Annotated in this window: 20 protein-coding genes; 14 read left to right on the top strand and 6 right to left on the bottom strand. The window is 62.6% G+C overall.

What is annotated here, in order from left to right; all coding sequences use genetic code 11:
- Positions 1-63: 63 nt before the first annotated feature.
- Complete coding sequence (locus ACTJLB_RS07505; RefSeq protein ID WP_087752872.1) at positions 64-1,095, bottom strand: CDP-6-deoxy-delta-3,4-glucoseen reductase; 1,032 nt, start codon at positions 1,093-1,095, stop codon at positions 64-66.
- A gap of 128 nt (positions 1,096-1,223) precedes the next feature.
- On the opposite strand from ACTJLB_RS07505, the gene ACTJLB_RS07500 reads away from it, so the two are divergent.
- Positions 1,224-2,291 carry an NAD-dependent epimerase/dehydratase family protein gene (locus ACTJLB_RS07500; protein WP_440782933.1) on the top strand — a complete coding sequence of 356 codons (1,068 nt, stop codon included), beginning with the start codon at positions 1,224-1,226 and terminating at the stop codon, positions 2,289-2,291.
- Positions 2,292-2,431: 140 nt separating this feature from the next.
- On the opposite strand, the gene ACTJLB_RS07495 is transcribed toward ACTJLB_RS07500, so the two are convergent.
- Both ACTJLB_RS07495 and ACTJLB_RS07490 read right to left on the bottom strand, forming a co-directional pair.
- Positions 2,432-2,620 carry a hypothetical protein gene (locus ACTJLB_RS07495; protein WP_020069098.1) on the bottom strand — a complete coding sequence of 63 codons (189 nt, stop codon included), beginning with the start codon at positions 2,618-2,620 and terminating at the stop codon, positions 2,432-2,434.
- Positions 2,621-2,786: 166 nt separating this feature from the next.
- Positions 2,787-3,497 carry a pseudouridine synthase gene (locus ACTJLB_RS07490; protein ID WP_288825405.1) on the bottom strand — a complete coding sequence of 237 codons (711 nt, stop codon included), beginning with the start codon at positions 3,495-3,497 and terminating at the stop codon, positions 2,787-2,789.
- A gap of 92 nt (positions 3,498-3,589) precedes the next feature.
- Here ACTJLB_RS07490 and ACTJLB_RS07485 point away from each other — a divergent pair, with 92 nt between their 5' ends.
- The 9 genes from ACTJLB_RS07485 to ACTJLB_RS07445 all read left to right on the top strand — a co-directional run bounded on the left by ACTJLB_RS07485 (position 3,590) and on the right by ACTJLB_RS07445 (position 14,560).
- Positions 3,590-4,840 (top strand): MFS transporter, encoded by a 1,251-nt coding sequence (locus ACTJLB_RS07485; protein ID WP_440782932.1) that lies wholly within the window; start codon positions 3,590-3,592, stop codon positions 4,838-4,840.
- Positions 4,841-4,988: 148 nt separating this feature from the next.
- Positions 4,989-5,996: a MurR/RpiR family transcriptional regulator gene (locus ACTJLB_RS07480; protein ID WP_020069095.1), complete on the top strand. Its 1,008-nt coding sequence runs from the start codon at positions 4,989-4,991 to the stop codon at positions 5,994-5,996.
- The gene (locus ACTJLB_RS07475) at positions 5,993-6,988 is read left to right on the top strand and encodes an isoaspartyl peptidase/L-asparaginase family protein (protein ID WP_440782931.1); all 996 of its coding nucleotides are present in this window, start codon (positions 5,993-5,995) and stop codon (positions 6,986-6,988) included. Before ACTJLB_RS07480 ends, ACTJLB_RS07475 begins: the two co-directional genes overlap by 4 nt.
- A gap of 58 nt (positions 6,989-7,046) precedes the next feature.
- On the top strand, positions 7,047-8,969 hold the full coding sequence (locus ACTJLB_RS07470; protein ID WP_408202145.1) for a dipeptide ABC transporter ATP-binding protein: 1,923 nt from the start codon (positions 7,047-7,049) through the stop codon (positions 8,967-8,969).
- Between the two features lie 141 nt (positions 8,970-9,110).
- The gene (gene gsiB / locus ACTJLB_RS07465) at positions 9,111-10,673 is read left to right on the top strand and encodes a glutathione ABC transporter substrate-binding protein GsiB (RefSeq protein WP_131317027.1); all 1,563 of its coding nucleotides are present in this window, start codon (positions 9,111-9,113) and stop codon (positions 10,671-10,673) included.
- A gap of 111 nt (positions 10,674-10,784) precedes the next feature.
- Positions 10,785-11,705 carry a glutathione ABC transporter permease GsiC gene (gsiC, locus tag ACTJLB_RS07460; protein WP_020069091.1) on the top strand — a complete coding sequence of 307 codons (921 nt, stop codon included), beginning with the start codon at positions 10,785-10,787 and terminating at the stop codon, positions 11,703-11,705.
- A 7-nt stretch (positions 11,706-11,712) separates the two neighbouring features.
- Positions 11,713-12,618 (top strand): glutathione ABC transporter permease GsiD, encoded by a 906-nt coding sequence (gene gsiD, locus ACTJLB_RS07455; protein ID WP_020069090.1) that lies wholly within the window; start codon positions 11,713-11,715, stop codon positions 12,616-12,618.
- On the top strand, positions 12,615-13,727 hold the full coding sequence (locus ACTJLB_RS07450; protein WP_440782929.1) for a DmpA family aminopeptidase: 1,113 nt from the start codon (positions 12,615-12,617) through the stop codon (positions 13,725-13,727). The genes gsiD and ACTJLB_RS07450 overlap by 4 nt, the downstream gene beginning before the upstream one ends.
- Complete coding sequence (locus ACTJLB_RS07445) at positions 13,727-14,560, top strand: M55 family metallopeptidase (RefSeq protein WP_440782928.1); 834 nt, start codon at positions 13,727-13,729, stop codon at positions 14,558-14,560. Before ACTJLB_RS07450 ends, ACTJLB_RS07445 begins: the two co-directional genes overlap by 1 nt.
- A 56-nt stretch (positions 14,561-14,616) precedes the next feature.
- Here ACTJLB_RS07445 and ACTJLB_RS07440 read toward each other — a convergent pair whose 3' ends face one another.
- Entirely contained in the window at positions 14,617-15,567 is a 951-nt protein-coding gene (locus ACTJLB_RS07440; RefSeq protein ID WP_440782927.1) for an alpha/beta fold hydrolase, read from the bottom strand.
- A 213-nt stretch (positions 15,568-15,780) separates the two neighbouring features.
- On the opposite strand from ACTJLB_RS07440, the gene ACTJLB_RS07435 reads away from it, so the two are divergent.
- Together ACTJLB_RS07435 and ACTJLB_RS07430 are read left to right on the top strand one after the other, a co-directional pair.
- Positions 15,781-17,166, top strand: a complete 1,386-nt coding sequence (locus ACTJLB_RS07435; RefSeq protein ID WP_440782926.1) for an amino acid permease — start codon at positions 15,781-15,783, stop codon at positions 17,164-17,166.
- A gap of 531 nt (positions 17,167-17,697) precedes the next feature.
- Entirely contained in the window at positions 17,698-19,125 is a 1,428-nt protein-coding gene (locus ACTJLB_RS07430) for a hypothetical protein (RefSeq protein ID WP_440782925.1), read from the top strand.
- Between the two features lie 76 nt (positions 19,126-19,201).
- Here the strand turns inward: ACTJLB_RS07430 and ACTJLB_RS07425 are convergent, their stop codons facing one another.
- Positions 19,202-19,600, bottom strand: coding sequence for a hypothetical protein (locus ACTJLB_RS07425; RefSeq protein WP_440782924.1), 399 nt, complete (start codon positions 19,598-19,600; stop codon positions 19,202-19,204).
- A gap of 988 nt (positions 19,601-20,588) precedes the next feature.
- On the bottom strand, positions 20,589-20,852 hold the full coding sequence (locus ACTJLB_RS07420) for a hypothetical protein (RefSeq protein ID WP_440782923.1): 264 nt from the start codon (positions 20,850-20,852) through the stop codon (positions 20,589-20,591).
- 386 nt (positions 20,853-21,238) lie between these two features.
- Between ACTJLB_RS07420 and ACTJLB_RS07415 the strand changes: the two genes are divergently transcribed.
- Complete coding sequence (locus tag ACTJLB_RS07415) at positions 21,239-22,165, top strand: replication-relaxation family protein (RefSeq protein ID WP_440782922.1); 927 nt, start codon at positions 21,239-21,241, stop codon at positions 22,163-22,165.
- Between the two features lie 602 nt (positions 22,166-22,767).
- Entirely contained in the window at positions 22,768-23,517 is a 750-nt protein-coding gene (locus ACTJLB_RS07410; RefSeq protein WP_440782921.1) for a DUF5131 family protein, read from the top strand.
- Positions 23,518-23,523: the final 6 nt, after the last annotated feature.

Genomic DNA, 23,523 nt, shown 5'->3' with positions numbered 1-23,523 from the left:
TGTTGTCTCAGGCACGGCTCGCTCGTTGTTACGAGCGGGCCGTTTCTTTCAGCGGGCTTCGAGTTAAACCGCGTTCGCCAGGTCCGCGGCGCTCGTGAACGAGTCCGCGTAGAACTCGTCTTCGGGCAGGCTGTGATGCTGCGTGAAATCGCGCTGTGCCGACTCGACCATGACCGGCGCGCCGCACGCATATACCTGATACGCGGACAGGTCGGGAAGGTCTTCGATCACTGCCCGATGCACGAAGCCGACACGGCCGGTCCACGCATCACTCGCGTCCGGCTCCGAAAGCACCGGCACGAACTTGAAGTTCGGGATTTCGCGCGCCCATTGTTCGGCCAGTTCGAGCAGATACAGATCTTTCTTGCGACGCGCGCCCCAGTACAGCGTCATCGGACGGTTCAGGTTCTTGAAAACCGCATGCTCGACGATTGCCTTCAGCGGCGCGAAGCCGGTGCCCGAAGCAAGCAGCACGATCGGCTTGTCCGACTCTTCGCGCAGGAAGAACGTGCCGAGCGGCGCTTCGAAGCGCAGGATATCGCGCTCTTTCATAGCGTTGAACACGTGGTCGGTGAACGCGCCACCAGGCATGTGGCGAATATGCAATTCGATCGGGCCTTCGACGTGCGGAGCATTCGCCATCGAATAGCTGCGGCGCTTGCCGTCCTTCAGAATGAATTCGAGGTATTGGCCGGCAAGATATTGCAGACGTTCGTTAGCGGGCAATTGCAGCTTGAGCACGACGACGTCGTCGGCCTTGCGCTCGATCGCATTCACACGGCACGGCAGTTTCTTCACCTGCACGTCGCCCACACCTGCCACTTCGCGGATATCGATCTCGAGATCGGAGCACGCCGTTGCGCAGCAGAAGAGCGCCATGCCGCGCGTTTTTTCTTCGTTCGACAAAGCCGACGACGAATGTGCGCGCTGTTCCACCTGGCCACTGACCACAGCGCCTTTGCACGAACCGCACGCGCCGTTCTTGCAGCCGTACGGCAGACCGATGCCTTGACGCAAGGCGGCGTTCAGCACCGGCTCGTCCTGTTCTACCTGAAACTGCCGGCCGCTTTGCCGGAGCGTGACGTTGAATGCCATAAAGTGTTCGAAGTCGAAAAGTCGGTAATCGTTAAACGGAGAGGCGGGGCACGCAAAGCCGGGATCGTCGGAGCCAGCGGTACCGTCGCCCGGCGCCCCGCGTGCTTGACGGCTACAATGCGTGCACCATGAAAGCCACACGAAACTTCCGCCGTCCGCGCGTGCTGATCGTAGGTTGCGGCGATGTCGGCATGCGCTGCGTACCGCTGTTGCAGCGCGCTCACGTCTTTGCACTGACAAGCCATGCGGAGCGCAGCGCCGAGTTGCGTGCCGCGGGCGTTTCGCCGCTGGTCGGCGATCTCGACGAACGCCGCAGCCTGAAACGGCTCGCGGGCCTAGCACCCACGGTGCTACATCTCGCGCCGCCACAGAAAACCGGCGACGACGACCGCCGCACTCGCGCGTTGCTATCAGCTCTCGCGATGCGCCGCGCTCGCGCGGTGTCAGGCACGCATGGGACCCGCGCCACCATCGCGCCGGTCGGGCGCTTGCGCCGCGCGCGCGCTTCATGGGCACAAGCACGGCCACTCCCGGAACCAGCCGATATTGTACCCGACGGCCTTCGCCGCGCCGCCGCTTCACGCGCGCCGCTGCGCTTCGTGTATGCGAGCACGACAGGCGTCTATGGCGATTGCGGCGGGGCGTGGATCGACGAGACGCGCGTCACTGAACCGGCCAATGCGCGTGCGAAACGCCGCGTGTCGGCCGAGCAGCAATTGCGACGCGCGACCGCTCGCGGGGCGATTGCCGCGAGCATCGCGCGGATTCCGGGCATTTATGCAGCCAATCGCCTGCCGCTCGCGCGGCTTGAAAAACGCACACCGGCGCTCGTCGATGCCGACGACGTCTACACCAACCACATTCATGCGGACGACCTCGCCGCGATCCTCGTGCGCCTCGCCACTCATGGCAGGCCGGCGCGCGTGGTTCACGCGTCCGACGACTCGTCGCTGAAAATGGGTGAGTACTTCGATCGCGTCGCCGACGCGTTCGGTTTGGCACGTGCGCCACGTATCACGCGGGCTCAGGCTGAAGAGCAGATCGAGCCGACCTTGCTGTCGTTCATGCGCGAGTCGAGACGGCTCGTGAACCGCCGCCTGAAAGAAGAGCTAGGCGTACGCCTGCGCTATCCGAGCGTCGAAGATTTTTTGCGTGAAGCCGCAGGCGCTGGGGAAGTGAGTAAAGACGCGCCGTGAAGGCCCGGCAGAGCTATCTCGATGCCTTAAAAGCCCGGCGACGCAGCGGCAAAGAAATTCCGCCGGACATCGGCCGGACAACTTCGTTAAGCGTCGCCGCGCGGCACACCACAGCACCGTATAGCAGCGCGCCTCGTGCCTCAGGTCAGCGCGGGCAGTGCTTCGAGCAGCAGGAAACACAACATCCCGCCGATCAACGCGCCGATCAGATTCGGATCGTATTTGTGCCGCAGCCGCATGGCGATCAGCAGTCCGCCGATCACCAGCAACCCGACACACACGAACGCCGGCAACACGTACGAGAGCATGACTCCGTTATGGACGATCATGGCCGCTCCTTGAACTCTTTGTAGTCTTTGTTTAAACGAGTATAGGGCGCGGCCTGATGAAGAGCATGCTGCAGCGCAGCGTCGATCGCATGCGCGCTCGCGCAAATGTGCGGATGCGCACAGGGCTTTCCTAATCTTGTCAGAAGGTTGCGCGCAACCTACCGGTTTACCCGCTCCGTAAAGATCCGAGGTCGGTTTCGTCGAGCCATTGCCACGCGCCCGGTGCGAGGGTCGCAGGCAAAGCGAGTCCGCCGACGCGCTCGCGATGCAGCGCTTCGCAACGGTTGCCGGCCGCCGCGATCATCCGCTTGACCTGGTGATACTTGCCTTCCATCACGGTGAGCGCCAGCGTGTGCTCGCCGCGCGCATCGGCCTCGACCGCCGCGACCGGCTTCGACTCGCCGTGCAATAGCACGCCATTGCGCAGCGCGCTCAACTGCGCGTCGTCGATCGCATGACGGGTTGTCGCGACATATACCTTCGGGACTTTGCGTTTGGGCGACGTGAACATGTGGACGAACTTGCCGTCGTCGGAGAGCAGCAGCAAGCCGGTGGTGTCCTGGTCGAGCCGGCCGACGCATTGCACGCCCCGCTCGGCGAACTGCGGCGGCAGCAGACTGAATACGCTCAGGTGATGCTGCGGATCGCGCGAGCACTCGTAGCCGGGCGGCTTGTTGAGCAGCAGATATGCGCGCTCCCGGTACGGCCAGACCACGCCGTCGACGCTGAAGCAGAACGACGCATCGTCAGTCGGGAAATCGGCGTCGGCGTCGGTGCACAGTGTTCCGCCGATGCTCACGCGAGCGTCGTTTATGAGCGCGCGGCATTGGCGGCGCGAGCCGAAGCCCTGGGTGAAGAGAATGCTTTCGAGATTCATGGCGAGCGAAGAATAACACCGCAAGAAGCGGGGCGTCCCGCGATGCGTTCGCGGCCACGATGGTCGCTCCTGTTTCGTTGCCGGAGCCATCGATGCACGCCTCGCCGTCTTCAACCCGTGTCCGTTTGCCGGCCGCTTTCCAGCGGCTCGCGTGGTCTAACCTCGTCGCGCAATCCGCCGAGCAGATCAGCCTCGCCGCCGCGCCGCTCGTCGCCGTGTTCGCGCTCGGCGCCGACGCACGCGGCACGGGACTTCTGCAGACAGCGCAGACATTGCCTTTCCTGCTGCTGTCGATCCCGCTCGGCGTATGGGCCGACCGCCGCTCGCGCCGCACGTTGATGGCGCTCGCCGAGAGTGTGCGCGTCGTCGCCATGCTATGCGTGCTTCTGCTTCTGATGACCCATGCGCTCAGCCTGCCGTTGCTCGCCGCGCTCGGCTTCGTGGCCGCGACTGGCACAGTGGCCTACAACGTCGCCGCGCCTTCGCTCGTGCCGTCGCTAGTCTCGCGCGAAGCGTACGCCAGCGCGAACGGCCGTCTGGAACTTGCGCGCAGCGTCGCGTATTCGGCTGGGCCGGCGCTGGGCGGCCTGCTGGTCGGCTGGATCGGCGCCGGATGGGCATACGGCTGCGCGGCCGCGTTGTCCGCGCTCGCGGTGGGCTTGCTCGCGGGACTGCGCGAACCGCCGCGCACGACGGCGCCTGCGCGTCACTTCATGCTGGAGTTGCGCGAGGGTACGCGCTTCGTATTGCGCGATTCACTGCTGCTTCCCATGCTCGCGACGGCCGTCTTTTTCAACCTCGGCTTCTTCGTGCTGCAAGCGGTGTATGTGCCGTACGCGGTGCATCGGCTGGGATTGAGCGCTTCGGCGGTAGGCATCACGCTGGGTGCGTATGGCGTCGGCATGGTGTGCGGTGCGTTGGCCGCACCCGCCGTCGCGCGACGCCTCGCGTTCGGCCGTGTGCTCCTGATCGGCCCGTCGTGCGGGCTGCTCGCGTCGCTCGTGATGGTGGGGACGCTCGTCGCACCGTCGTTCTGGCTTGCGTTGCTTAGCTTCTTTCTGCTCGGTGCCGGGCCGATTCTGTGGGTGGTCGGCTCGACCACGCTGCGCCAGGCCATCACGCCGCAACGGATGATGGGCCGCGTCTCCGCGCTGAACAGCACGGCGACCTATGGCGCGCGGCCGGCAGGCGCACTGCTCGGCGCGGCGATCAGCGCGCGCTGGAACATGGACGCCTGCTTGATCGCCGCCGCCTCGGCCTTTTTCGTGCAGGCGTCGATCATCGCGATGTCACCTGCGGCGCGGCTCGCGCGCATTCCCGACGAACGCGTCACAGCTTGCTGAAGATCAATTTCATTGCACGATGAGCGCCAGGGCAAACCCCCAAAAAATGAAAATGAATTTTTTCTCGGACCAATTCCATGTAAATATACTTTCATTCAATTTGCATACAGCTCTACACACTGCCGCGCTGACACGCCGCTTCGCTCGCATGATTCATCAACCGTCCGTTGCATCCAATCCGGCCGAGCAGGCCATCGCTGCGCGCATCGAGGCGGCCATGCCTACGCTCACGCCGATTCATCGACGTATGGGCGAGTACGTGCTGGCCAATCTGTTCCGCGCGGCCACCATGCGAATCGACGAACTGGCGAGCGTGGTCGGCGCGTCGGTGGCGACCGCCAATCGCTTTGCCCGCGCACTCGGTTTCGACGGCTATCCGCAGTTTCGTGAGGCGCTCGTGCGCGGCTTCGAGGCGACGCTCGCGCCGGTCGAACGTCTGCGCAGCGCGCAGGAGTCGCTCGCTGCGGGCGATGACGTGGTCGACGCGTCGCTCGAACAGGCTGCCAACAACCTGCACTTGACCCGCACGGCGATCGACAGCGCCGCCGCCGAGGCCGCGGTCGAAGCGATCCTCGCCGCGCGGCGTGTGTTCGTGCTCGGCGCAGGAACGAGCGCGTTCCTGGCCGGGCTGATGGAGCACGGCCTGATGGCGTATCACGACAATGTGCAATCGCTCGCGTTCATCGGCGGACCGTCGCATGCGGCGCGGCGCCTGTTCAACTGCGGCAAGGGCGATCTCGTGATCGGCATCGCGTTCCCGCGTTATGTCGACGACACCATCGAGCTCGCGCGCCGTGCGGCAACTCGCGGCGCGCGGGTGCTGGCGCTGACCGACGGACCGCGCTCGCCGCTCGCGCAGTTCGCCGATCTCTCCTTATACGTGCGCTCCGAACGCCGCCTCGCGGCGAACGCAGATGCCGCTGTTCTTGCTGTGATCGAAGCGCTATGCGACGCGGTCGCTTATCGGGCGAAGCGCTCGGTGAAGGCAGCCGCCGACGTTACCGAATTCGTATTGCCATGGCTCACCGATCCGCTGTCCGCATCCGCGAGTGGGGCGGGTGAAGCCGTGCGCGAACCGGCGCGCACTGCGCGTACGTCAGTAGGCGCAGTACCGAACCCTCGCACCACCCAGGCAAAATCCAAACTCAAACGATGAACGACAACGCAGTCATTGCCATTCATGGCGGCGCGGGCACGATCCTGCGCGCGTCGCTGTCGGCCAGTGCCGAAGCCGAATACCACGCCGCTTTGCACGCGGTGCTCGCCGCCGGCCAACGCGTGCTTGCAGACGGCGGCAGCGCGCTCGACGCAGTCAGCGAGGCAGTGCGATTGCTCGAAGACTGCCCGCTATTCAACGCGGGCCGGGGTGCGGTTTACACGGCAGCGGGCACGCATGAACTCGACGCGGCGATCATGGACGGCAGCACGCTCGAGGCCGGTGCGATCTGCTGCGTGAAGCGCGTGCGCAATCCGGTTCTGGCGGCGCGCCGCGTGCTGGAGTGCAGCGAACATGTACTCTTCACCGGCGAAGGCGCGGAAAGTTTCGCGGCCGCGCAGGGACTCGAATTCGTCGAACCGCAGTACTTCGATACCGAAGCGCGTCATCGTCAATGGCTGCTCGCGCGCGATCAGCAGCGCGCAGTGCTCGATCACGACGGCGCGTCGCTCGCCGCGTCGTCGTCGGCTACAGACAACAGCGATCCCGTGCCGCACGAGCCGATCGATCCGAATCGCAAGTTCGGCACTGTCGGCGCGGTCGCACTCGACAGGCACGGCCACGTTGCGGCGGCGACGTCGACGGGCGGCGTCACCAACAAGCAGGTCGGGCGCGTGGGCGATACGCCGCTGATCGGCGCGGGCTGCTATGCGGACGACGCAACCTGCGCGGTCTCGACCACCGGCTCGGGCGAGATGTTCATGCGCATGGTCGCGGCTTACGACGTCGCCGCGCAAATGGCCTACCGCAACGTGTCGTTGCAGGAAGCCGCGCACGACGTCGTGATGAACCGCCTGCCGAAGATCGACGGCCGCGGCGGCCTGATCGCCGTCGACGCACTCGGGAATATCGCGTTGCCGTTCAATACCGAGGGTATGTACCGCGGTTTCGCGCGTATTGGCGAGGCGCCGACGACGGCGATCTACCGTTAGTTCGTTACCCTGAACATTGCTGAAGACCGCTAGCGCGTTCGAATTCAAAGGAATCATTGTGCCGACTTCATCGCACACCGCCAGCCCGCTTACCGAAAACCTGCCGACGCAACGCGTGCTCGCAGTCGACAACCTGTCGGTCGCGTTTCGCAGCGGCGAGACCACCTTCAACGCGGTGCGCAATCTGTCGCTGACGGTCGAGCGCGGCGAGACGTTGGCGATAGTGGGCGAATCGGGTTCAGGCAAATCAGTGACATCGCTCGCGTTGATGCGGCTGATCGAGCATGGCGGTGGGCGCCTTGCCGGCGGCAGCATCGCATTCCGGCGCCGCGACGGCAGCGTGCTCGACCTCGCGAAAGCGTCGTCCGGCACGATGCGCTCGATTCGCGGCGCCGACATCGCGATGATTTTTCAGGAGCCGATGACCTCGCTCAATCCAGTCTTCACGGTGGGCGACCAGATCAGTGAGGCGATCTCGCTGCATCAGGGCAAGAGCCGCTCGGCGGCCTTCGCGGAAACACTGCGTCTGCTCGAACTCGTGCGCATTCCCGAGGCGCGGCGCGTGGCGGCGCGGTTTCCGCATCAACTGTCGGGCGGAATGCGCCAGCGCGTAATGATCGCGATGGCGCTGTCGTGCAAGCCCGCGTTGCTGATCGCCGACGAACCGACCACCGCGCTCGACGTGACCATTCAGGCGCAGATCCTGCAACTGATTCGCGGTTTGCAGGACGAGATGAACATGGGCGTGATCTTCATCACGCACGACATGGGCGTGGTCGCCGAAGTGGCGGACCGCGTGCTGGTGATGTATCGCGGCGAGAAGGTGGAAGAGGGTGTGTCGGACGCGCTCTTCGCGGCGCCCTCGCATCCTTATACGAAGGCGCTGCTCGCCGCCGTGCCGCGCTTGGGCGCAATGCAAGGTACCGATCAACCCGCGAAATTTCCGATCCTGACGGTCGAGCAGGCGGGCGCGAGCGGTGCCGATGAACCCGTGCGCCCGGCAGCCGCCGTCGCGAAGGAAGCGCAACCGCATGTCGACGAAAGCACGCCGCCGATTCTGCGCGTGCGCGATCTGGTCACGCGCTTTCCGGTCAGGACCGGGCTTTTTGGCCGCCTGACGGGCCGCGTGCATGCAGTCGAAAAAGTCAGTTTCGATCTGCGGCCCGGTGAAACGCTCGCCCTAGTCGGCGAGTCGGGCTGCGGCAAGTCGACCACGGGCCGCTCGCTGTTGCGGCTCGTGGAAAGTCAGAGCGGTTCGATCGAGTTCGACGGCAAGGAAATCAGCTCGCTCACAGGACCTGCGTTGCAGGCACTGCGTCGCGATATCCAGTTTATTTTTCAGGACCCGTTTGCGTCGCTTAACCCGCGGCTGACGGTTGGCTTCTCGATCATGGAGCCGCTCCTCGTGCACGGCGTCGCGCAAGGCGCCGAGGCGCAGGCGCGGGTCGCGTGGCTGCTCGAAAAAGTGGGCTTGCCGCCCGAAGCCGCGCGCCGTTACCCGCATGAATTTTCCGGCGGCCAGCGGCAACGCATCGCGATTGCGCGCGCGCTCGCGTTGAATCCGAAAGTCGTGATTGCCGACGAATCCGTTTCTGCTCTCGACGTATCCGTGCAGGCGCAGATCGTCAATCTGATGCTCGATCTGCAGCGCGAGCTCGGCGTCGCGTATCTGTTCATCTCGCACGATATGGCGGTGGTGGAGCGCGTCAGTCATCGCGTTGCAGTGATGTACCTCGGCCAGATCGTCGAGATCGGTCCGCGCCGCGCAGTGTTCGAAGCGCCGCAGCATCCGTACACGAGAAAGCTGATGGGCGCGGTGCCGGTTGCCGATCCCGCGCGACGTCACGCGAAACGGATGCTCGCCGCCGATGAAATCCCGAGCCCGATCCGCTCATTGAACGATGAACCGGCCGTGGCGCCGCTCGTCGCCGTGGGGCCGGGGCACTTCGTCGCACAACATCGCGTCGGCGGCGCGTATTGAACGGCAACAAAGCCGGACAACAAGCCGGACAAAAAACCCGATGCAGCAACTTAAAACAACGTAAAGCAACCTAAAGCAACTTAAAGCAAATCGTCTCGCAGCAACTTAAACCATTTCATTTTCGCAGCCTGGAGCACACTCATGAACCTGCCGGTCCCGTCTTCCACGTTCCGTTTGCGCGCGCTGATCAGCGGCGGCGCGGTAATGTTCGCGATGCTCGCGGGCAATATGGCGCACGCCGAAACCACCGCGGTGATGGCCGTCGCCTCGACCTTCACCACGCTCGATCCGTACGATGCGAACGACACGCTGTCGCAAGCCGTAGCGAAGTCGTTCTACCAGGGGCTCTTCGGCTTCGACAAGGACATGAAGCTCGTCAACGTGCTCGCCGATAGCTACGAAGCGAGCCCGGACGCGCGCGTCTACACCTTCAAGCTGCGCCACGGCGTGAAGTTCCAGGACGGTACCGACTTCAATGCCGCCGCAGTCAAAGCGAACTTTGACCGCGTGACGGATCCGGCGAACAAGCTGAAGCGTTACAACATGTTCAACCGCATCGAGAAGACGGAAGTGGTCGATCCGTACACGGTGAAGATCACGCTGAAGGCGCCGTTCTCGGCCTTCGTCAACGTGCTTGCGCATCCGTCGGCGGTGATGATTTCGCCGGACGCGCTGAAGAAGTACGGCAAGGACATTGCGTTCCATCCGGTCGGCACGGGCCCGTTCGAATTCGTGAAGTGGGATCCGGCAGGTGACCTGGCGGTGAAGAAGTTCGGCGGCTACTGGAAGAAGGGTTATCCGAAGGTCGACGCGATCGACTGGAAGCCGGTGGTCGACAACAACACGCGCGCCGCGCTGATGCGCACGGGCGAAGCCGACTTCGCGTTTCAGGTGCCGTTCGAGCAGGCCGCGCAATTGCAGTCGAGCCCGAAGGTCGATCTGATCGCGTCGCCGTCGATCATTCAGCGCTACATCAGCCTGAACATGAATCAGAAGCCGTTCGACAATCCGAAGGTGCGCGAGGCGCTGAACTACGCGGTCAACAAGGAGGCGCTGACCAAGGTCGTGTTCGCCGGATATGCAACGCCTGCCGACGGCGTCGTGCCGCAAGGCGTGGACTACGCGGTGAAGCTCGGGCCCTGGCCGTACGATCCCGCAAAGGCTCGCGCGTTGCTGAAGGAAGCGGGTTACCCGAACGGTTTCGAAACCACGCTGTGGTCCGCGTATAACTATTCGACTGCGCAGAAGGTCATTCAGTTCGTGCAGCAGCAATTGGCGCAAGTCGGCATCAAGGCGCAGGTCGAGGCGCTCGAAGCCGGCCAGCGCGTAGCCAAGGTAGAAAGCGCCCAAGACGCGGCGACCGCGCCGGTGCGCATGTATTACGCGGGCTGGTCGTCGTCCACGGGCGAAGCCGACTGGGCGATCACGCCGCTGCTCGCGTCGGTCTCGTTCCCGCCGAAGATGGTCAATACCGCTTACTACAAGAACGATACGGTCGACGGCGACCTGAAGCAGGCGCTCGAAACCACGGATCGCACGCAGAAGGCAGCGCTTTACACGGACGCGCAAAAACGGATCTGGGCCGACGCGCCGTGGATTTTCCTCGTCAAGGAAAAGGTCGTGTATGCGCGCAGCAAGCGTCTGTCGGGTGCTTATGTCGCGCCGGACGGCTCGTTCAATTTCGACGAGATCGCGGTCAAGTGATGAGTTGACCGTGCGGCGCTGCCTGTCGCATCAGGACATGCAGCGCCGCGCTCCCGTATCGCTGCCCTACATGACACCTCGTTGCCCGCTTCATTGCCGGATTGAGCTTCAATGCTGAACTTCCTCGTCAAACGTCTCTTTGGCCTGCTGCCGACGCTCTTTATCGTCGCGGTGCTGGTCTTTCTGTTCGTGCATCTTTTGCCGGGCGATCCGGCGCGGCTCGCCGCCGGTCCCGATGCCGACGAAGCGACCGTCGCACTGGTGCGCGCCGACCTCGGACTCGACAAGCCGATGCCGCAGCAGTTCGCGCACTTCTTCGTGAAGATCGCGCACGGCGATTTCGGCACGTCCACGCGCAGCAAGCGGCCCGTGAGCCAGGAGATCGGCGAGCGTTTCATGCCGACGCTGCTGCTCACGCTCGCAAGCATGGTGTGGGCGGTCGTGATGGGCATGGGCATCGGCATCGTGTCGGCGGTGTGGCGTAACCGCTGGCCTGACCGGCTCGGCATGACGCTCGCGGTGTCGGGTATTTCCTTTCCCGCATTTGCACTCGGCATGTTGCTGATGGAGATTTTCTCGGTGAAGCTCGGCTGGCTGCCCATTGTCGGCGACGGCTCGTGGCAGAGCTACATACTGCCTTCGCTCACCCTCGGCGCGGCTGTCGCGGCGGTGATGGCGCGCTTCACGCGCGCATCGTTCGTGGAAGTGATGAACGAGGACTTCGTGCGCACCGCACGCGCGAAGGGCGTGCCCGAGCGGCTCGTGATCGTCAAACACTGTCTGCGTAACGCAATGATCCCCGTCGTCACGATGATGGGTCTGCAATTCGGCTTTCTGCTCGGCGGCTCGATCGTGGTCGAGGTCGTGTTCAACTGGCCGGGCCTCGGGCGCTTGCTGGTGGATGCGGTGTCGATGCGCGACTATCCGGTGATTCAGGCCGAGGTGCTGCTGTTCTCGCTCGAATTCATCATCATCAATCTGGTCGTCGACGTGCTGTACGCCGTGATCAATCCGACCATCCGTTTCAAGTGAGGCCTGCATGAGCACGACAGCCACCGGGCCGGATGCGGCCAAACCTTCCGGCGCAGAGCGCGCGATCCGCACGCCGTGGAGCGAGTTCTGGCGCAAGTTTCGCAAGCAGCACGTCGCGCTCGCGGCGGGCATTTTCGTGTTGCTGCTGGTCGTGATCGCGATTGCCGCGCCGCATATCGTGCCCTACGACCCTGAGAATTTCTTCGACTACGACGCGTTGAATGCAGGGCCATCGGCCGCGCACTGGTTCGGCGTGGATTCATTGGGCCGCGATATTTTCAGCCGTATTCTCGCGGGCTCACGCATTTCACTCGAAGCCGGCTTTTTGTCTGTAGCCATCGGCGCGGTGATCGGCACTTTTTTTGGGCTGCTCGCAGGCTACTACGAAGGGTGGTGGGATCGCATCACCATGCGCGTGGCCGACGTGCTGTTCGCTTTTCCCGGCATTCTGCTTGCAATCGGCGTGGTCGCGATTCTCGGCAACGGCATGATCAACGTGATCTGCGCGGTGGCGATCTTCAGCATTCCAGCCTTCGCGCGGCTCGTGCGCGGCAATACGCTGATGCTCAAGCAGCTCACGTATATCGAAGCGGCGCGTAGCATTGGCGCATCGGATTGGACCATTATCGTGCGTCATATCTTGCCGGGCACGATCTCGTCGGTGGTCGTGTACTTCACGATGCGTATCGGCACCTCGATCATCACCGCCGCTAGTCTGTCGTTTCTCGGACTGGGCGCTCAACCGCCAACGCCCGAGTGGGGCGCAATGCTCAACGAAGCACGCGCGGATATGGTCACGGCTCCGCATATCGCGCTGTTTCCGAGTCTCGCGATCTTCCTGACCGTGCTCGCGTTCAACCTGCTGGGTGACGGCTTGCGCGATGCGCTCGATCCGAAGCTCGATCGCCCATGAGTTCGACGCAGTTGCCGGGTTTGCACAAGTTGCCGGATGTGCCGCATATCGGCGAGTTGCAGTGCGGCCCGCTGGGCACGATTGCCGACGTGCATGGCGTGAGCGTCGGACACTGCACGCTCGATGAAGGCGCGCTACAAACCGGCGTGACCGTGATTCGTCCGCATGCGGGTGATCCGTTTGTCGACAAGGTGCCGGCGGCGTCGTCGGTAATCAACGGCTTTGGCAAGAGCGTGGGCCTCGTGCAGGTCGACGAACTGGGCACGCTCGAAACGCCTATCGCGCTGACCAATACTTTCGGCGTGGGTGCTGTGGCGCAGGCGCAGATTCGCGCGGCCATACGCGCCAATCCGGGCATCGGCCGCGACTGGCCGACCGTCAATCCGCTGGTGTTCGAATGCAACGACGGGTATCTGAACGATATTCAGGCGTTAGCAGTCGGCGAGCAGCACTTCAATCAGGCATACGACGCGGCGAGTACGAGCGTTGCGAGCGGGTCGGTCGGAGCGGGGCGCGGCATGTCGTGCTTCGATCTGAAGGGCGGCATTGGCAACGCTTCGCGTGTGGTGCGGATCGGTCAACGTGAATACACAGTGGGCGCGCTCGTGCTCGCCAACTTCGGCCGTGCGCCGATGCTGATTGTCGACGGTACTCCGCTCGGGCGAATTCTTGCCGGGCGTGCGGCAACCGAGAAGGCGGAATCGGCTGGCAAACGTGCGGACGTCGCGAAGCCCGAGCAAGGCTCGATCATCATGGTCGTCGCAACCGATGCACCGCTCGACGCGCGTCAACTCAAGCGCCTTTCGTTGCGCGCGGCCGCGGGCCTTGCGCGCACGGGTTCCGTCTATGGTCACGGTAGCGGCGATATTGCGCTCGCTTTTTCAACGGCTTATACGGTGCCGCATATCGCCGAATTCATCGCGCTCCCGCCTCTGCTCGCCGATCAACACATGGACCCGCTTTTTCGCGCCTGCGCCGATAGCGTCGAACAGGCGATTCTCGATGCGTTGTGGAGCGCGGAGTCCGTGACCGGCCGCGATGGGCATCGACGTTTATCACTGGGCGAGAGCGCTCCCGACCTCGCGCATTTACTGAAAAGAAAGTCCTGATGAAAGTCCTTATTTCCGCCGACATCGAAGGGATTGCCGGCGTGTTCCATCCTGAACAAACGCGCTCGGGCAACGGCGAATACGAAGCTGCGCGCCGCTGGATGACGCTCGAAGCGAACGCGGCGATTGAAGGTGCGTTCGCTGGCGGCGCGACTCAAGTGTGGGTCAACGATTCGCACGGCGGGTTTCGCAATCTGCTGCCCGACCTGCTCGACCCGCGAGCTCAGGTGGTGCTCGGCAAGCCGCGCACGCTCGGCATGATGGCTGGTCTGGAATATGGCGCCGCGCTCGTTTTCATGATCGGGTATCACGCAATGTCGCAAACGCGCGGCATCCTCGCGCACACCATCAACAGTTTCGCGTTTGCACGCGTGTCGCTGAACGGGAAAGAGGTGGGCGAGGCGGGGCTCTACGGCGCGCTGGCGGAAGAATATGGCGCACAGGTAGCGCTTTTATCCGGCGACGACGTTTTCGCCGACGAAACCGCGCCGCGCTTTCCAGGCGCGCGCTTTGTCGTGACGAAGAGTGCGACCGGACACGCGAGCGGCGTCACGCAGTCGCCGGCCAGAGCTCGCGCAGCTATCGAAAGCGCTGCACGCGAGGTGGTGCAGCAGCATCTCGCCAACGGTCACCCTTCGCAAGCAACACGCGGCGCGGCCAAGCCTGTCGAGTGCGAATTGCGCGTGCAGACAAGCGCGCTAGCCGATCTGTTTTGCCAGTGGCCGACTATCACGCGTGTCGATGTCGTCACGTTGCGCTTCGGTGCGGAATCGGCTGAACATGCGGTGCGCGTGCTCAACTGTTTATCCGCGATGTCGTTCATGCTGCGCTAGCGTTTGCGTTCTGCATTTGCGTTGCAGGACGCGCCGCGAGTCATTGAACGGCTGTACTACTGCTGCCTGCTCAATTCGCGCGCGGCACGGTCTATCACGTCGGCAATCGCGCCCGCATGCGACACCGGCGCGAGATGGCTCGACGCCATCGGCACGATCTTCGCGCCCATCCGTTCGGCCATGAATCTCTCGACGTCCGGCGACACTGCGCGGTCTTTTGTCGTCACCACGTACCACGACGGCTTCTCCTTCCACGCGACCTGGCTCACCGTTTCGCCGAAAGCCTTGGCGGCGATCGGTACTTGCGCGGCCGACAGCACACGCGTCAGGTTTTCGGGGACGTCGGCGGCGAAGTCAGCGTGGTATTTACTGCGGTCCAACCACAGAAAACCGCTCGCGTCCTTGATGATGTTCTGACCCGAGGGCATGGGCGCGCCGCGCTTCAGCAGGTCCATTGTCGACTCGTGCAGATCGGGTGCGATTGCCGCGATGTACACGAGCCCCGCGACGTTCGGCGCATTCGCCCCCGCTTCGGTAATCACGACGCCGCCCCAAGAGTGGCCGACGAGCATCGTCGGGCCTTCCTGGCGAGCAAGCACGCGACGTGTCGCGGCGACGTCGTCGGCGAGCGAGGTCAGCGGGTTTTGCACCGAACTCACGTGGTAGCCCTTCTGCTGCAATTTAGCGACGACGCCATTCCAGCTCGAGCCGTCGACGAACGCGCCGTGAACCAGCACGACATTGCGCACCGGTCCTGTCATCGTCGCGATGGCGGGCTTGGCGGCCGAGGCTGTAGCTGGCGCCCCGGAGGCGGCGGAAGGCACCGTAGATGGGCTGGCTTCGGCTGCCGGCGGAGCAACCGGCTCGGCGGACTGGGCGGGTTCGGGCGTGCGCTCCGCGGCCGGTGCCGCAGGTGCCGTGTTCTGTGCGACGTTTTGCGCAAAGACGCCGAAACTTTCCAAACCGAGACAAAGGACGGCGGCGCAAAACAGGTGTTTGGGCGACATGTTGCATCTCCTGAGGCATCGAACCCGACTACGGCAACATACAGAAGCGACGCGGCAGTGACAACCGCTATCCTCCCGTGCCGGTGCGGTGCGAAACAAAGCGCGGGTTGGTACCAGTATTTGGGCAATATCGGCCGAGGTAAAATTTTCGGTTCTGCCGGGGCGGACCACAAGTCCGGTCGGGCGATCGAAATCCATACACTGGGGCGCAATTTGGACGATGCACTACAGCAAGACGGCTTGAAGCGCGGGCTGAAGAACCGCCACATCCAGCTCATCGCATTGGGCGGCGCGATCGGCACTGGACTCTTTCTCGGCTCGGCAAGCGTACTGCAGGCCGCGGGCCCTTCGATGATTCTCGGCTATGCAATTGGCGGTGTCATCGCGTTCATGATCATGCGGCAGTTGGGTGAAATGGTCGCGCAGGAACCCGTGGCCGGCTCGTTCAGCCACTTCGCGTACAAGTATTGGGGCGACTTTCCCGGCTTTCTGTCTGGCTGGAACTACTGGGTGCTGTACGTGCTCGTCAGCATGGCCGAATTGACGGCGGTCGGCACATACGTTCACTACTGGTGGCCCGGCGTGCCGACGTGGGTGTCGGCGCTGGTGTGCTTCGCGGGCATCAACGCGATCAACCTCGCGAACGTCAAAGCGTACGGCGAGACGGAATTCTGGTTCGCGATCATCAAGGTCGTGGCGGTCATCGGCATGATCCTGTTCGGCGGCTATCTGCTCGTCAGCGGGCATGGCGGGCCGCAGGCGTCGATCAGCAATCTCTGGAGTCACGGCGGATTTTTCCCGCATGGGTTCCACGGACTCTTCACGATGCTCGCGGTCATCATGTTTTCGTTCGGCGGGCTGGAACTGATCGGCATCACCGCGGCGGAAGCTGACGAGCCGCAAAAGAGCATTCCGAAGGCCGTGAATCAGGTCATCTACCGGATCCTGATTTTTTATATCTGCTCGCTCGCGGTGCTGCTGTCGCTGTATCCGTGGAACGAAGTCGCGGCCGGCGGCAGCCCGTTCGTGATGATCTTTTCGCAGATCGGTTCGACGCTGACCGCCAACGTGCTGAACGTCGTGGTGCTGACCGCGGCGCTGTCCGTGTACAACAGCGGCGTCTATGCGAATAGCCGCATGCTGTACGGTCTCGCGGAACAGGGCAATGCGCCGCGCGCACTGATGAAGGTCGACCGGCGCGGTGTGCCGTATATGGCGATCGGCTTATCGGCGCTCGCCACGTTTACCTGTGTGATCGTCAACTATCTGATTCCCGCCGAGGCGCTCGGCTTGCTGATGGCGCTCGTCGTCGCTGCACTCGTGCTGAACTGGGCGCTGATCAGCCTGACGCATCTGAAGTCACGCCGGGCGATGGTCGCAGCGGGCGAGACACTCGTCTTCAAGTCGTTCTGGTTTCCCGTCAGCAACTGGATCTGCCTCGCGTTCATGGCGCTGATCCTCGTGATTCTCGCGATGACCCCCGGCCTGTCGGTGTCGGTGCTGCTCGTGCCGGTTTGGCTCGTGGTTATGTGGGCGGGTTATGCGTTCAAGCGTCGTCGCGCGGCGGCGCATGTTGCCGCGCGGGTGGTGGGACGCTAGGAGAATGAGGCGAGCACGGCGAGAGCCGTGCTCGCCGAAAAGCAAAAACCCGCGGAGCGTTTGGCTTGCGCGGGTTTGCGATACATCTTGCGGCTGATTTAGCGCTGATTCGTGCTAACTACAAAAAAGTTTGGTGCCCAGGGCCGGAATCGAACCGGCACGCCTTGCGGCGGGGGATTTTGAGTCTCCTGCGCCTAACTTTGAAATGAATCAGGTCAGAGTCGGTATCAAAGTGCGTTCATATAAGTGTTTGATTTTGCGTTATAAATACGGTGCATTATGATTTTGGCCGGCTGCGGGCGCGGGGGACGGTTATATTCAGGCAAGGGAAAATCGGTGCGCGGCGGCGGTCACGCTGAGAATGCGCTGAGAACGCTGAGAAGAAATAAAAGGACGCTCAAAGTGCGAGGTTTGGACGCGGGGGATTTCTGCTGATAGACTGCGCACATCCTCGGTCTCCGCTCTGGTGCAAGTATGGGTCGCAAGAAAATCGTTCCCGTGGGCAAGTTCCACGACATCAACGACACATTCGTGGAGCGCGCCGTCTTTCCCAAAGATTGCACCGACACGAGTTACATCTATCGCGATAACGAACTGGTCGGATTCGCGCTTCGTGTGTCGAAAACAGGCCTGAAGACGTTCTTCGTCGAAGCCAAGTCCGGCGTCGTCGAATACAACGAGGACGGCACACCGAAAAAACCGAAGCAGAAGCAGGAGAAGATAGGTAGAGCCGGTCCGGGCGGGTACACGGCGAAGGCTGCGCGTGAGCTGGCAGAGAAAAAACTCGCGGCAATCCGGACGGGCAAAACCGCCCAGGCTACGAAGACGGTGCGCTGGGCTCTGGACAGCTACGTGAAGCTGGAGGGCTTGAGCACGGAAACGGTCAAGAGCATGAAGAAGTGCCTGAACAACTACTTCGGCGAATTCCTGGACAGGCTCATGAACAGCTTCGACGTCGACGAATGCCGGCTCATCTACGAAACCGTGTACCGGACGGGGGGCAAGGAAGGGCAGGGGGTCCCCTCTCAGGCAAACCTTATGAAAAGGTACCTACAGGCCATCTTCGAGTACAACCAGATAATTCCAAATCCGTGGCACTACGTGCGCGTGAGCACTCCTCCCGCTGTTCACAAAAAAACGGTACTCGAGGCTAGCGACATCAAACAGCTGTGGTACGCAATGCAGGACGCACGTGCACTGCCGCGCGACGCCATGTTCACCATGCTGTTTACCGGTTTCCGGCACCTGGCGATTCGCTCGATGGAGTGGAAATATCTCGACATGGAGCGTTGCGTCTACCGCATTGCAGAGAAGGCACCGGGCTTCAAGAACGGCCCGGCTGTCGACTACCCGCTGCCGCAGTGGCTTGTCGACAACGTGCTGCGCCGACGATACGCGCTGTATCACGACAAGAGCCCGTATATTTTTCCTAACCGGGTAGACCCGAGCCGGCCCATGGACAATGTGCGGGGCACGTATCAGCGCGTCGGCAAGCAGGTGGGCACGCACCTGTCTACGTACGTCTTCCGGCGCACCCGCGCGACGTTCACGGAGTCCTTCTTCGGCTCAACGCTCATCACACAACGCTTCCTCAACCATCGCGTCAAGGTTGCGATGAAGGATGCGCCGGCAACGGGGTACTACGCGAAAGCGACCATGCGCATGCTGCGTCGCTACGCGGAAGCTTATTGCAGCATCATCATGCAGCTTGCTGGTCAACTGCCGATGTCTGAGAAGGTGAAGCAGGTCGTGCTCGACGAGTACGCAGACGTGCGTCAGCAGACTGTGACGCTGGAGGAGGTCGATGCGATGCTCGACACTCGCATGCTGGATGTGCTCGCGCCGGCACCAGATGAGAACGACCGGGCGGCCGACCAGTTGGGCGCCGAGATGTTCGAATACGAAATGGCGACTGCTGCGCCGTCGTCTGCTGACGAGAAAGACGAGGGCGACGACTGACGCGCAAAGAAAAAACCCCGCCGGGATGGGGCAGGGGCTGCGCCCCCGGCAAAGGGGCGTTGCGGAGGACGCGAGGTTACTGCGCGCCGCCCATCGGACGTGCGGCCCAGGCGCTGGACGCGCCGCCAGCCACCTGGCTGCTCACAGGGGCGCTCACCTGAGCGCTTACGGCCGTACCCTTGCTTGCAGCAGCTGGGGCTTTCGCGTCGTCGTCGCCGGCATCCCCTGCGACCTGCTTCCTGATGCTCGCCTTCTGCGCGGCGCTGAGACCGTCCACGTACGACTTAAAGTCCCGGTCCTGGTCGAACCACGCCACCAGGAGCTGCTCGACAAGTTCACTGCGCTCGCAGCTCTCGCCATACGTGGCCAGGTAAAAGTTCTGGTACTGCGCGATGGCCGTGCGGGTGCTCTCTTTAAGCGAGAGATTGACACGGGCCGATGGGTCGATGACGGTGAATTTCTTGAGCGTTGCCATTTGCGGATACTCCACATGAGAGAGAGGGTGTTCAAGCGCACATCGTGTGGTGCCTTGTACTTCGTATAGCACCCTCGAAAAAACAGCCTCGGTATCCCTAGCACTCCTCTGTTCCTTGCTTGCAATGCCACCCTACACCGGTCCCGACGACGTGCAGACACGCGGACCTTTTGACCGAGGCATTCCGCGCGCGTAAGTGCGCACGACCCTTTCCTGCGGTTGCACACCCTTAGCCCGCCCGGCTGCACCGGGCTCACCCTTCCTGCGGCCGCGAGGCTTCAGCACAGCGTGAGCCCTTCCTGCGCAGGTCACAGTTCCCCCGTCATGACTCCCTCGTGCGCAGTCAGGACTCTTCCCAGCCCAATTGAAGCCAATATAAAAGACGAGGGCCCAGGCCCACAGGCCGGGGTCTGCGAGGTCCGGGCTCGTGCGTAGTGAGTGTTCGAGCCGAGGTACGAACTCGTGTACGCACCTGTCCACGCGACGCGTACACACAACCGCACCTACGCTCACCCGGCGGGATACCGTGTCACGGGGTAGGGGACCGGGGTTTTCCCGGCACCCGCCCCAGACCCTCGGGCGAGCTGCGGTGTTGCCGCGCCGCCGAGCACCCCGCCTGCGCATGAAGTACACCGCGGCATCAACGCAGCGAGCAAAGCGAGCTGCCAACAAAAAAGTCCGCCGGGAGGCGGACAACTTCCTCTCACCAGTGAAGGCTCATGCTCGCTTCGCTCGCATCAGCAACATCGCCGGGCTCCCGCCCGGCTGAGACTCGTCCTGTGCTCGAAGCGCACGGGTTGCATCTCTTTTGGTGTATCGGCGAGCGGTGCTGGGCATGAAAAAGCCCAAGGCGGTGCCGGGCCTCTTCGCGGGATGTGTCATTCAGGGGAGCTGTTGCTGTTCCAGGACTTGCGCTGCGCGCTTGAGGTCAGCGGCAATCTGATGGGCTTGTTCATCATGAGAGAGTCCGTTTGTGTGATTGTGGGTATCAGCCGCGCAGTCCGGAGGCGAGCTGCTTTTCGAGCAGCATCCGCACACGCTGGCTGCGCGAGTAGCCAGGCATGGGCTCGACCTGTTTGACGGCGGCATTCAGGCACCTGCGGAACGCAGCCCGCGAGCCGCACTTGGCAACGAACGTGTCCAGCAGGCATTGCGGGATGGAGACCGAGGTCTTGTGGCCGTCCTTGGTCCGCACCGGAAGCCGAACCTGCGGCTCGATGTGAACAGAGAGGATGTTGGCGGTTGTGTTCATGGTGTGTCTCTCCGTGTGTATGGGGATGCGCGCGGGGTGCGTTCAGTCGGGGCAGCGTAGGGTGTCGGTGTGCTTCCGTACTTCGTATAGCCACTGCTCCAAAATGGCTTTGGCCACAAGGCTGGTGGCGGGTGTAGGGAGTAATGGTTATATCTCCCGTCGTGCGGAGGTCGCTGGTTTGGCCTGACGTCACGGGGCGCGATTGCCGGCGTGCCTGCGCCTAGCCGGACAAGGGTTTGCGGGCGGGAGCCCGTACGGAAAGGGACCAAACTACGCGCGCCGGGGGAGGCGTACGGGGGTGGCTCCGGCGAAAGGGACCAATCTACGCGAGGCGTTTTAGAGAGGTGGCTATACGCAGTATTCCTGAATACCTGCGGAGGCTCCCGATGCCCTCGACAAACGCCCCGGCGAAGCAGCGCGACGGACGCCTGCTCGCGATTGAAAACGAAGAAGCAGTTCTTATCGCCCTGTACCAGTTCGGCTGGCTCGCGACACGGCAGCTCTCCGCGCTCGTGTGGCCGAATGCTACCTCGCCGCGCGTCGCGCAGCGCACGCTCGAGCGCCTGCGCGCAGCCGGCGAAGTGCTCTGGAAGAAGGGGAGCGATGGCGCCACGGTGTACGCGCTATCGACAGCTGGCGAGCGTCGCGTCTACGATGTGTACGGCGAAAAGGCACTCGTGAGCAGGGAGCCGCTGCGCTACATCGAGCGGCACTACGAGCACCGGTGCCTCGCTAACGACGTCTGCATCTGGTGGCTCAACGCGGCAAAGCACCTGGGCGGCTTCGTCGACACGGAGCACGAAATACAGAAAAGGAAGGCCGTCATCAACGTGAAGGAGGCGCACTTTGCGAGCCAGTCAGGCAAAGTGCCGGACGCGTTGCTGCACCTGCCCGTGCCGCCCGATGTGCCGAACCCGGACGGCGACGACTACTGGTCTGTGTGGGTCGAGACCGAGTGCGGGCACAAGAATTTGAAGAAGCAGGAGCACATGGTCGCGGAACTTGCGTACATCGTGGGGCGCTATGGCACGCAGATGTCGGAGCGCCGGCGTGGGCCCGACGGCATCGTGCGGACGTACCGCGTGCGTGAAGCGTATGTCGTTTGCCCCAAGACTGCACACGAGGAACGGCTCGTGAAGACGCTGCTCGCGTTCCTGCGCAGGCCCACGGTTGCTGCGAATTACAACGGCGCGCTCATCCGGAAAAGCATCAAGGTGTGGCGCCCAGATGGCACCGGCGAGAGCGTCGAGGACCTCGTGAAGCGCGTGCCTGCACTGGCGGCATACGACAAGGAACTGCAGAAGCGGGCATGAAAACATGTACTGTGTAGTCGGAGCCATTGCTTGGGGTTTTGGAAGGCATCCACTGAGACATTTATTGATGGATGCGCTCGATTGCTTGCAACGATGGCGCCTAGCTGACGTCACAGCCGAAAGAACGACGGGCACAGACTTTGAGGTGGCCGTCGTTTTTTCGGCCTGCGCGACAATCATAGGGTGGCCTACTAGCCTGGCTTCTACAGCGATTCCGCTTGCACCAGCCTTGCCCAGCTAACGCACAGCGCACTCGTTAGGCGCCAGAGCATCGTAGTCGGGTGTCCCGGTGTTCTGCTCAAGCGCCTGCGCTCCCTGTAGACACGGATTGAATCAAGGTTGCGACTTGCCCGGGGGCTGCTGATGAGCGGCTCAAAGCAGCACGGCAACGCACGTGTGAGCCGAGCGGAATCCTGTATATTTATACAGCATTGAAGGATAGCGGATGCGCTTGGACGAGCAGTCGCTTGCGTACTTTCTGTCGTTTTTCATGCAGGGCCTTAACAAAAAGAATCCGGCGCCATTGCATGAAGCGAGCATGGCTATCGCAGACCGGCCGCGCGAAGCCCGATAGAATTGCACACTAAATGAGAGGTCTGATAATGAGCGGCGGGCAAAGCAAAATCGAGTGGACGGAACGAACGTGGAATCCAACAGTCGGTTGCACGAAAATATCCCAAGGCTGCAAGAACTGCTATGCCGAAGGCATGGCAAAGCGCTTGCAAGCGATGAGAACGCCGGGCTACGAGAATGGCTTTCGGCTGACAGTGCTCCCGAATCGGCTTGATGAGCCTCGGACCCGCAAGAGTCCCACGGTTTATTTTGTGAACTCGATGTCGGACTTGTTCCATCAGTCGGTGTCGGACGCCTATATATCCCGGGTTTTTGACGCCATCCGAGACTGTCCTCAACACACGTTCCAGATTCTTACCAAGCGAGCGGAGCGACTCGCGGCATATTGCGGCCACCACGACATTCCAACCAATGCTTGGCTTGGCGTATCTGTGGAGGACCGCCGGCATGGCGTTCCTCGAATAGACCACCTGCGCCGAATTCAGGGCGGCGTACGATTCCTTTCCGTCGAGCCGCTACTGGAGGACCTAGGCAAGCTGAACCTTCGCAATATCGATTGGGTTATCGTGGGCGGGGAGTCGGGTCCGAAAGCGCGTCCGATGGACGAAAAGTGGGTTCATCGGGTCAAAGCGCAGTGTGAGAAGCAGGGCGTCAAGTTCTTCTTCAAACAATGGGGAACATGGGGGAAAGACGGTGTACGCCGCTCCAAAAAGGCAAACGGCCGCCTGCTTGACGGCCGTACTTGGGACGATATGCCCGAACGAACGGTATTTGCCTGAAGCGAG

Source organism: Paraburkholderia sp. 22098 (assembly GCF_052045935.1).
Lineage (GTDB): Bacteria > Pseudomonadota > Gammaproteobacteria > Burkholderiales > Burkholderiaceae > Paraburkholderia > Paraburkholderia caledonica.
This window is presented reverse-complemented; position numbering and strand designations above follow the sequence as displayed.

Excerpts from the sequence above, each read along its gene's own strand:
- ACTJLB_RS07410 (WP_440782921.1), top strand. The coding sequence starts at position 22,768 with ATGAGCGGCGGGCAAAGCAAAATCGAGTGGACGGAACGAACGTGGAAT.
- ACTJLB_RS07500 (WP_440782933.1), top strand. The coding sequence starts at position 1,224 with ATGAAAGCCACACGAAACTTCCGCCGTCCGCGCGTGCTGATCGTAGGT.
- ACTJLB_RS07505 (WP_087752872.1), bottom strand. The coding sequence starts at position 1,095 with ATGGCATTCAACGTCACGCTCCGGCAAAGCGGCCGGCAGTTTCAGGTA.
- ACTJLB_RS07415 (WP_440782922.1), top strand. The coding sequence starts at position 21,239 with ATGCCCTCGACAAACGCCCCGGCGAAGCAGCGCGACGGACGCCTGCTC.
- ACTJLB_RS07420 (WP_440782923.1), bottom strand. The coding sequence starts at position 20,852 with ATGAACACAACCGCCAACATCCTCTCTGTTCACATCGAGCCGCAGGTT.
- gsiC (WP_020069091.1), top strand. The coding sequence starts at position 10,785 with ATGCTGAACTTCCTCGTCAAACGTCTCTTTGGCCTGCTGCCGACGCTC.
- gsiD (WP_020069090.1), top strand. The coding sequence starts at position 11,713 with ATGAGCACGACAGCCACCGGGCCGGATGCGGCCAAACCTTCCGGCGCA.
- ACTJLB_RS07450 (WP_440782929.1), top strand. The coding sequence starts at position 12,615 with ATGAGTTCGACGCAGTTGCCGGGTTTGCACAAGTTGCCGGATGTGCCG.
- ACTJLB_RS07475 (WP_440782931.1), top strand. The coding sequence starts at position 5,993 with ATGAACGACAACGCAGTCATTGCCATTCATGGCGGCGCGGGCACGATC.
- ACTJLB_RS07425 (WP_440782924.1), bottom strand. The coding sequence starts at position 19,600 with ATGGCAACGCTCAAGAAATTCACCGTCATCGACCCATCGGCCCGTGTC.
- ACTJLB_RS07485 (WP_440782932.1), top strand. The coding sequence starts at position 3,590 with ATGCACGCCTCGCCGTCTTCAACCCGTGTCCGTTTGCCGGCCGCTTTC.
- ACTJLB_RS07445 (WP_440782928.1), top strand. The coding sequence starts at position 13,727 with ATGAAAGTCCTTATTTCCGCCGACATCGAAGGGATTGCCGGCGTGTTC.
- ACTJLB_RS07495 (WP_020069098.1), bottom strand. The coding sequence starts at position 2,620 with ATGATCGTCCATAACGGAGTCATGCTCTCGTACGTGTTGCCGGCGTTC.
- ACTJLB_RS07480 (WP_020069095.1), top strand. The coding sequence starts at position 4,989 with ATGATTCATCAACCGTCCGTTGCATCCAATCCGGCCGAGCAGGCCATC.
- ACTJLB_RS07440 (WP_440782927.1), bottom strand. The coding sequence starts at position 15,567 with ATGTCGCCCAAACACCTGTTTTGCGCCGCCGTCCTTTGTCTCGGTTTG.
- gsiB (WP_131317027.1), top strand. The coding sequence starts at position 9,111 with ATGAACCTGCCGGTCCCGTCTTCCACGTTCCGTTTGCGCGCGCTGATC.
- ACTJLB_RS07490 (WP_288825405.1), bottom strand. The coding sequence starts at position 3,497 with ATGAATCTCGAAAGCATTCTCTTCACCCAGGGCTTCGGCTCGCGCCGC.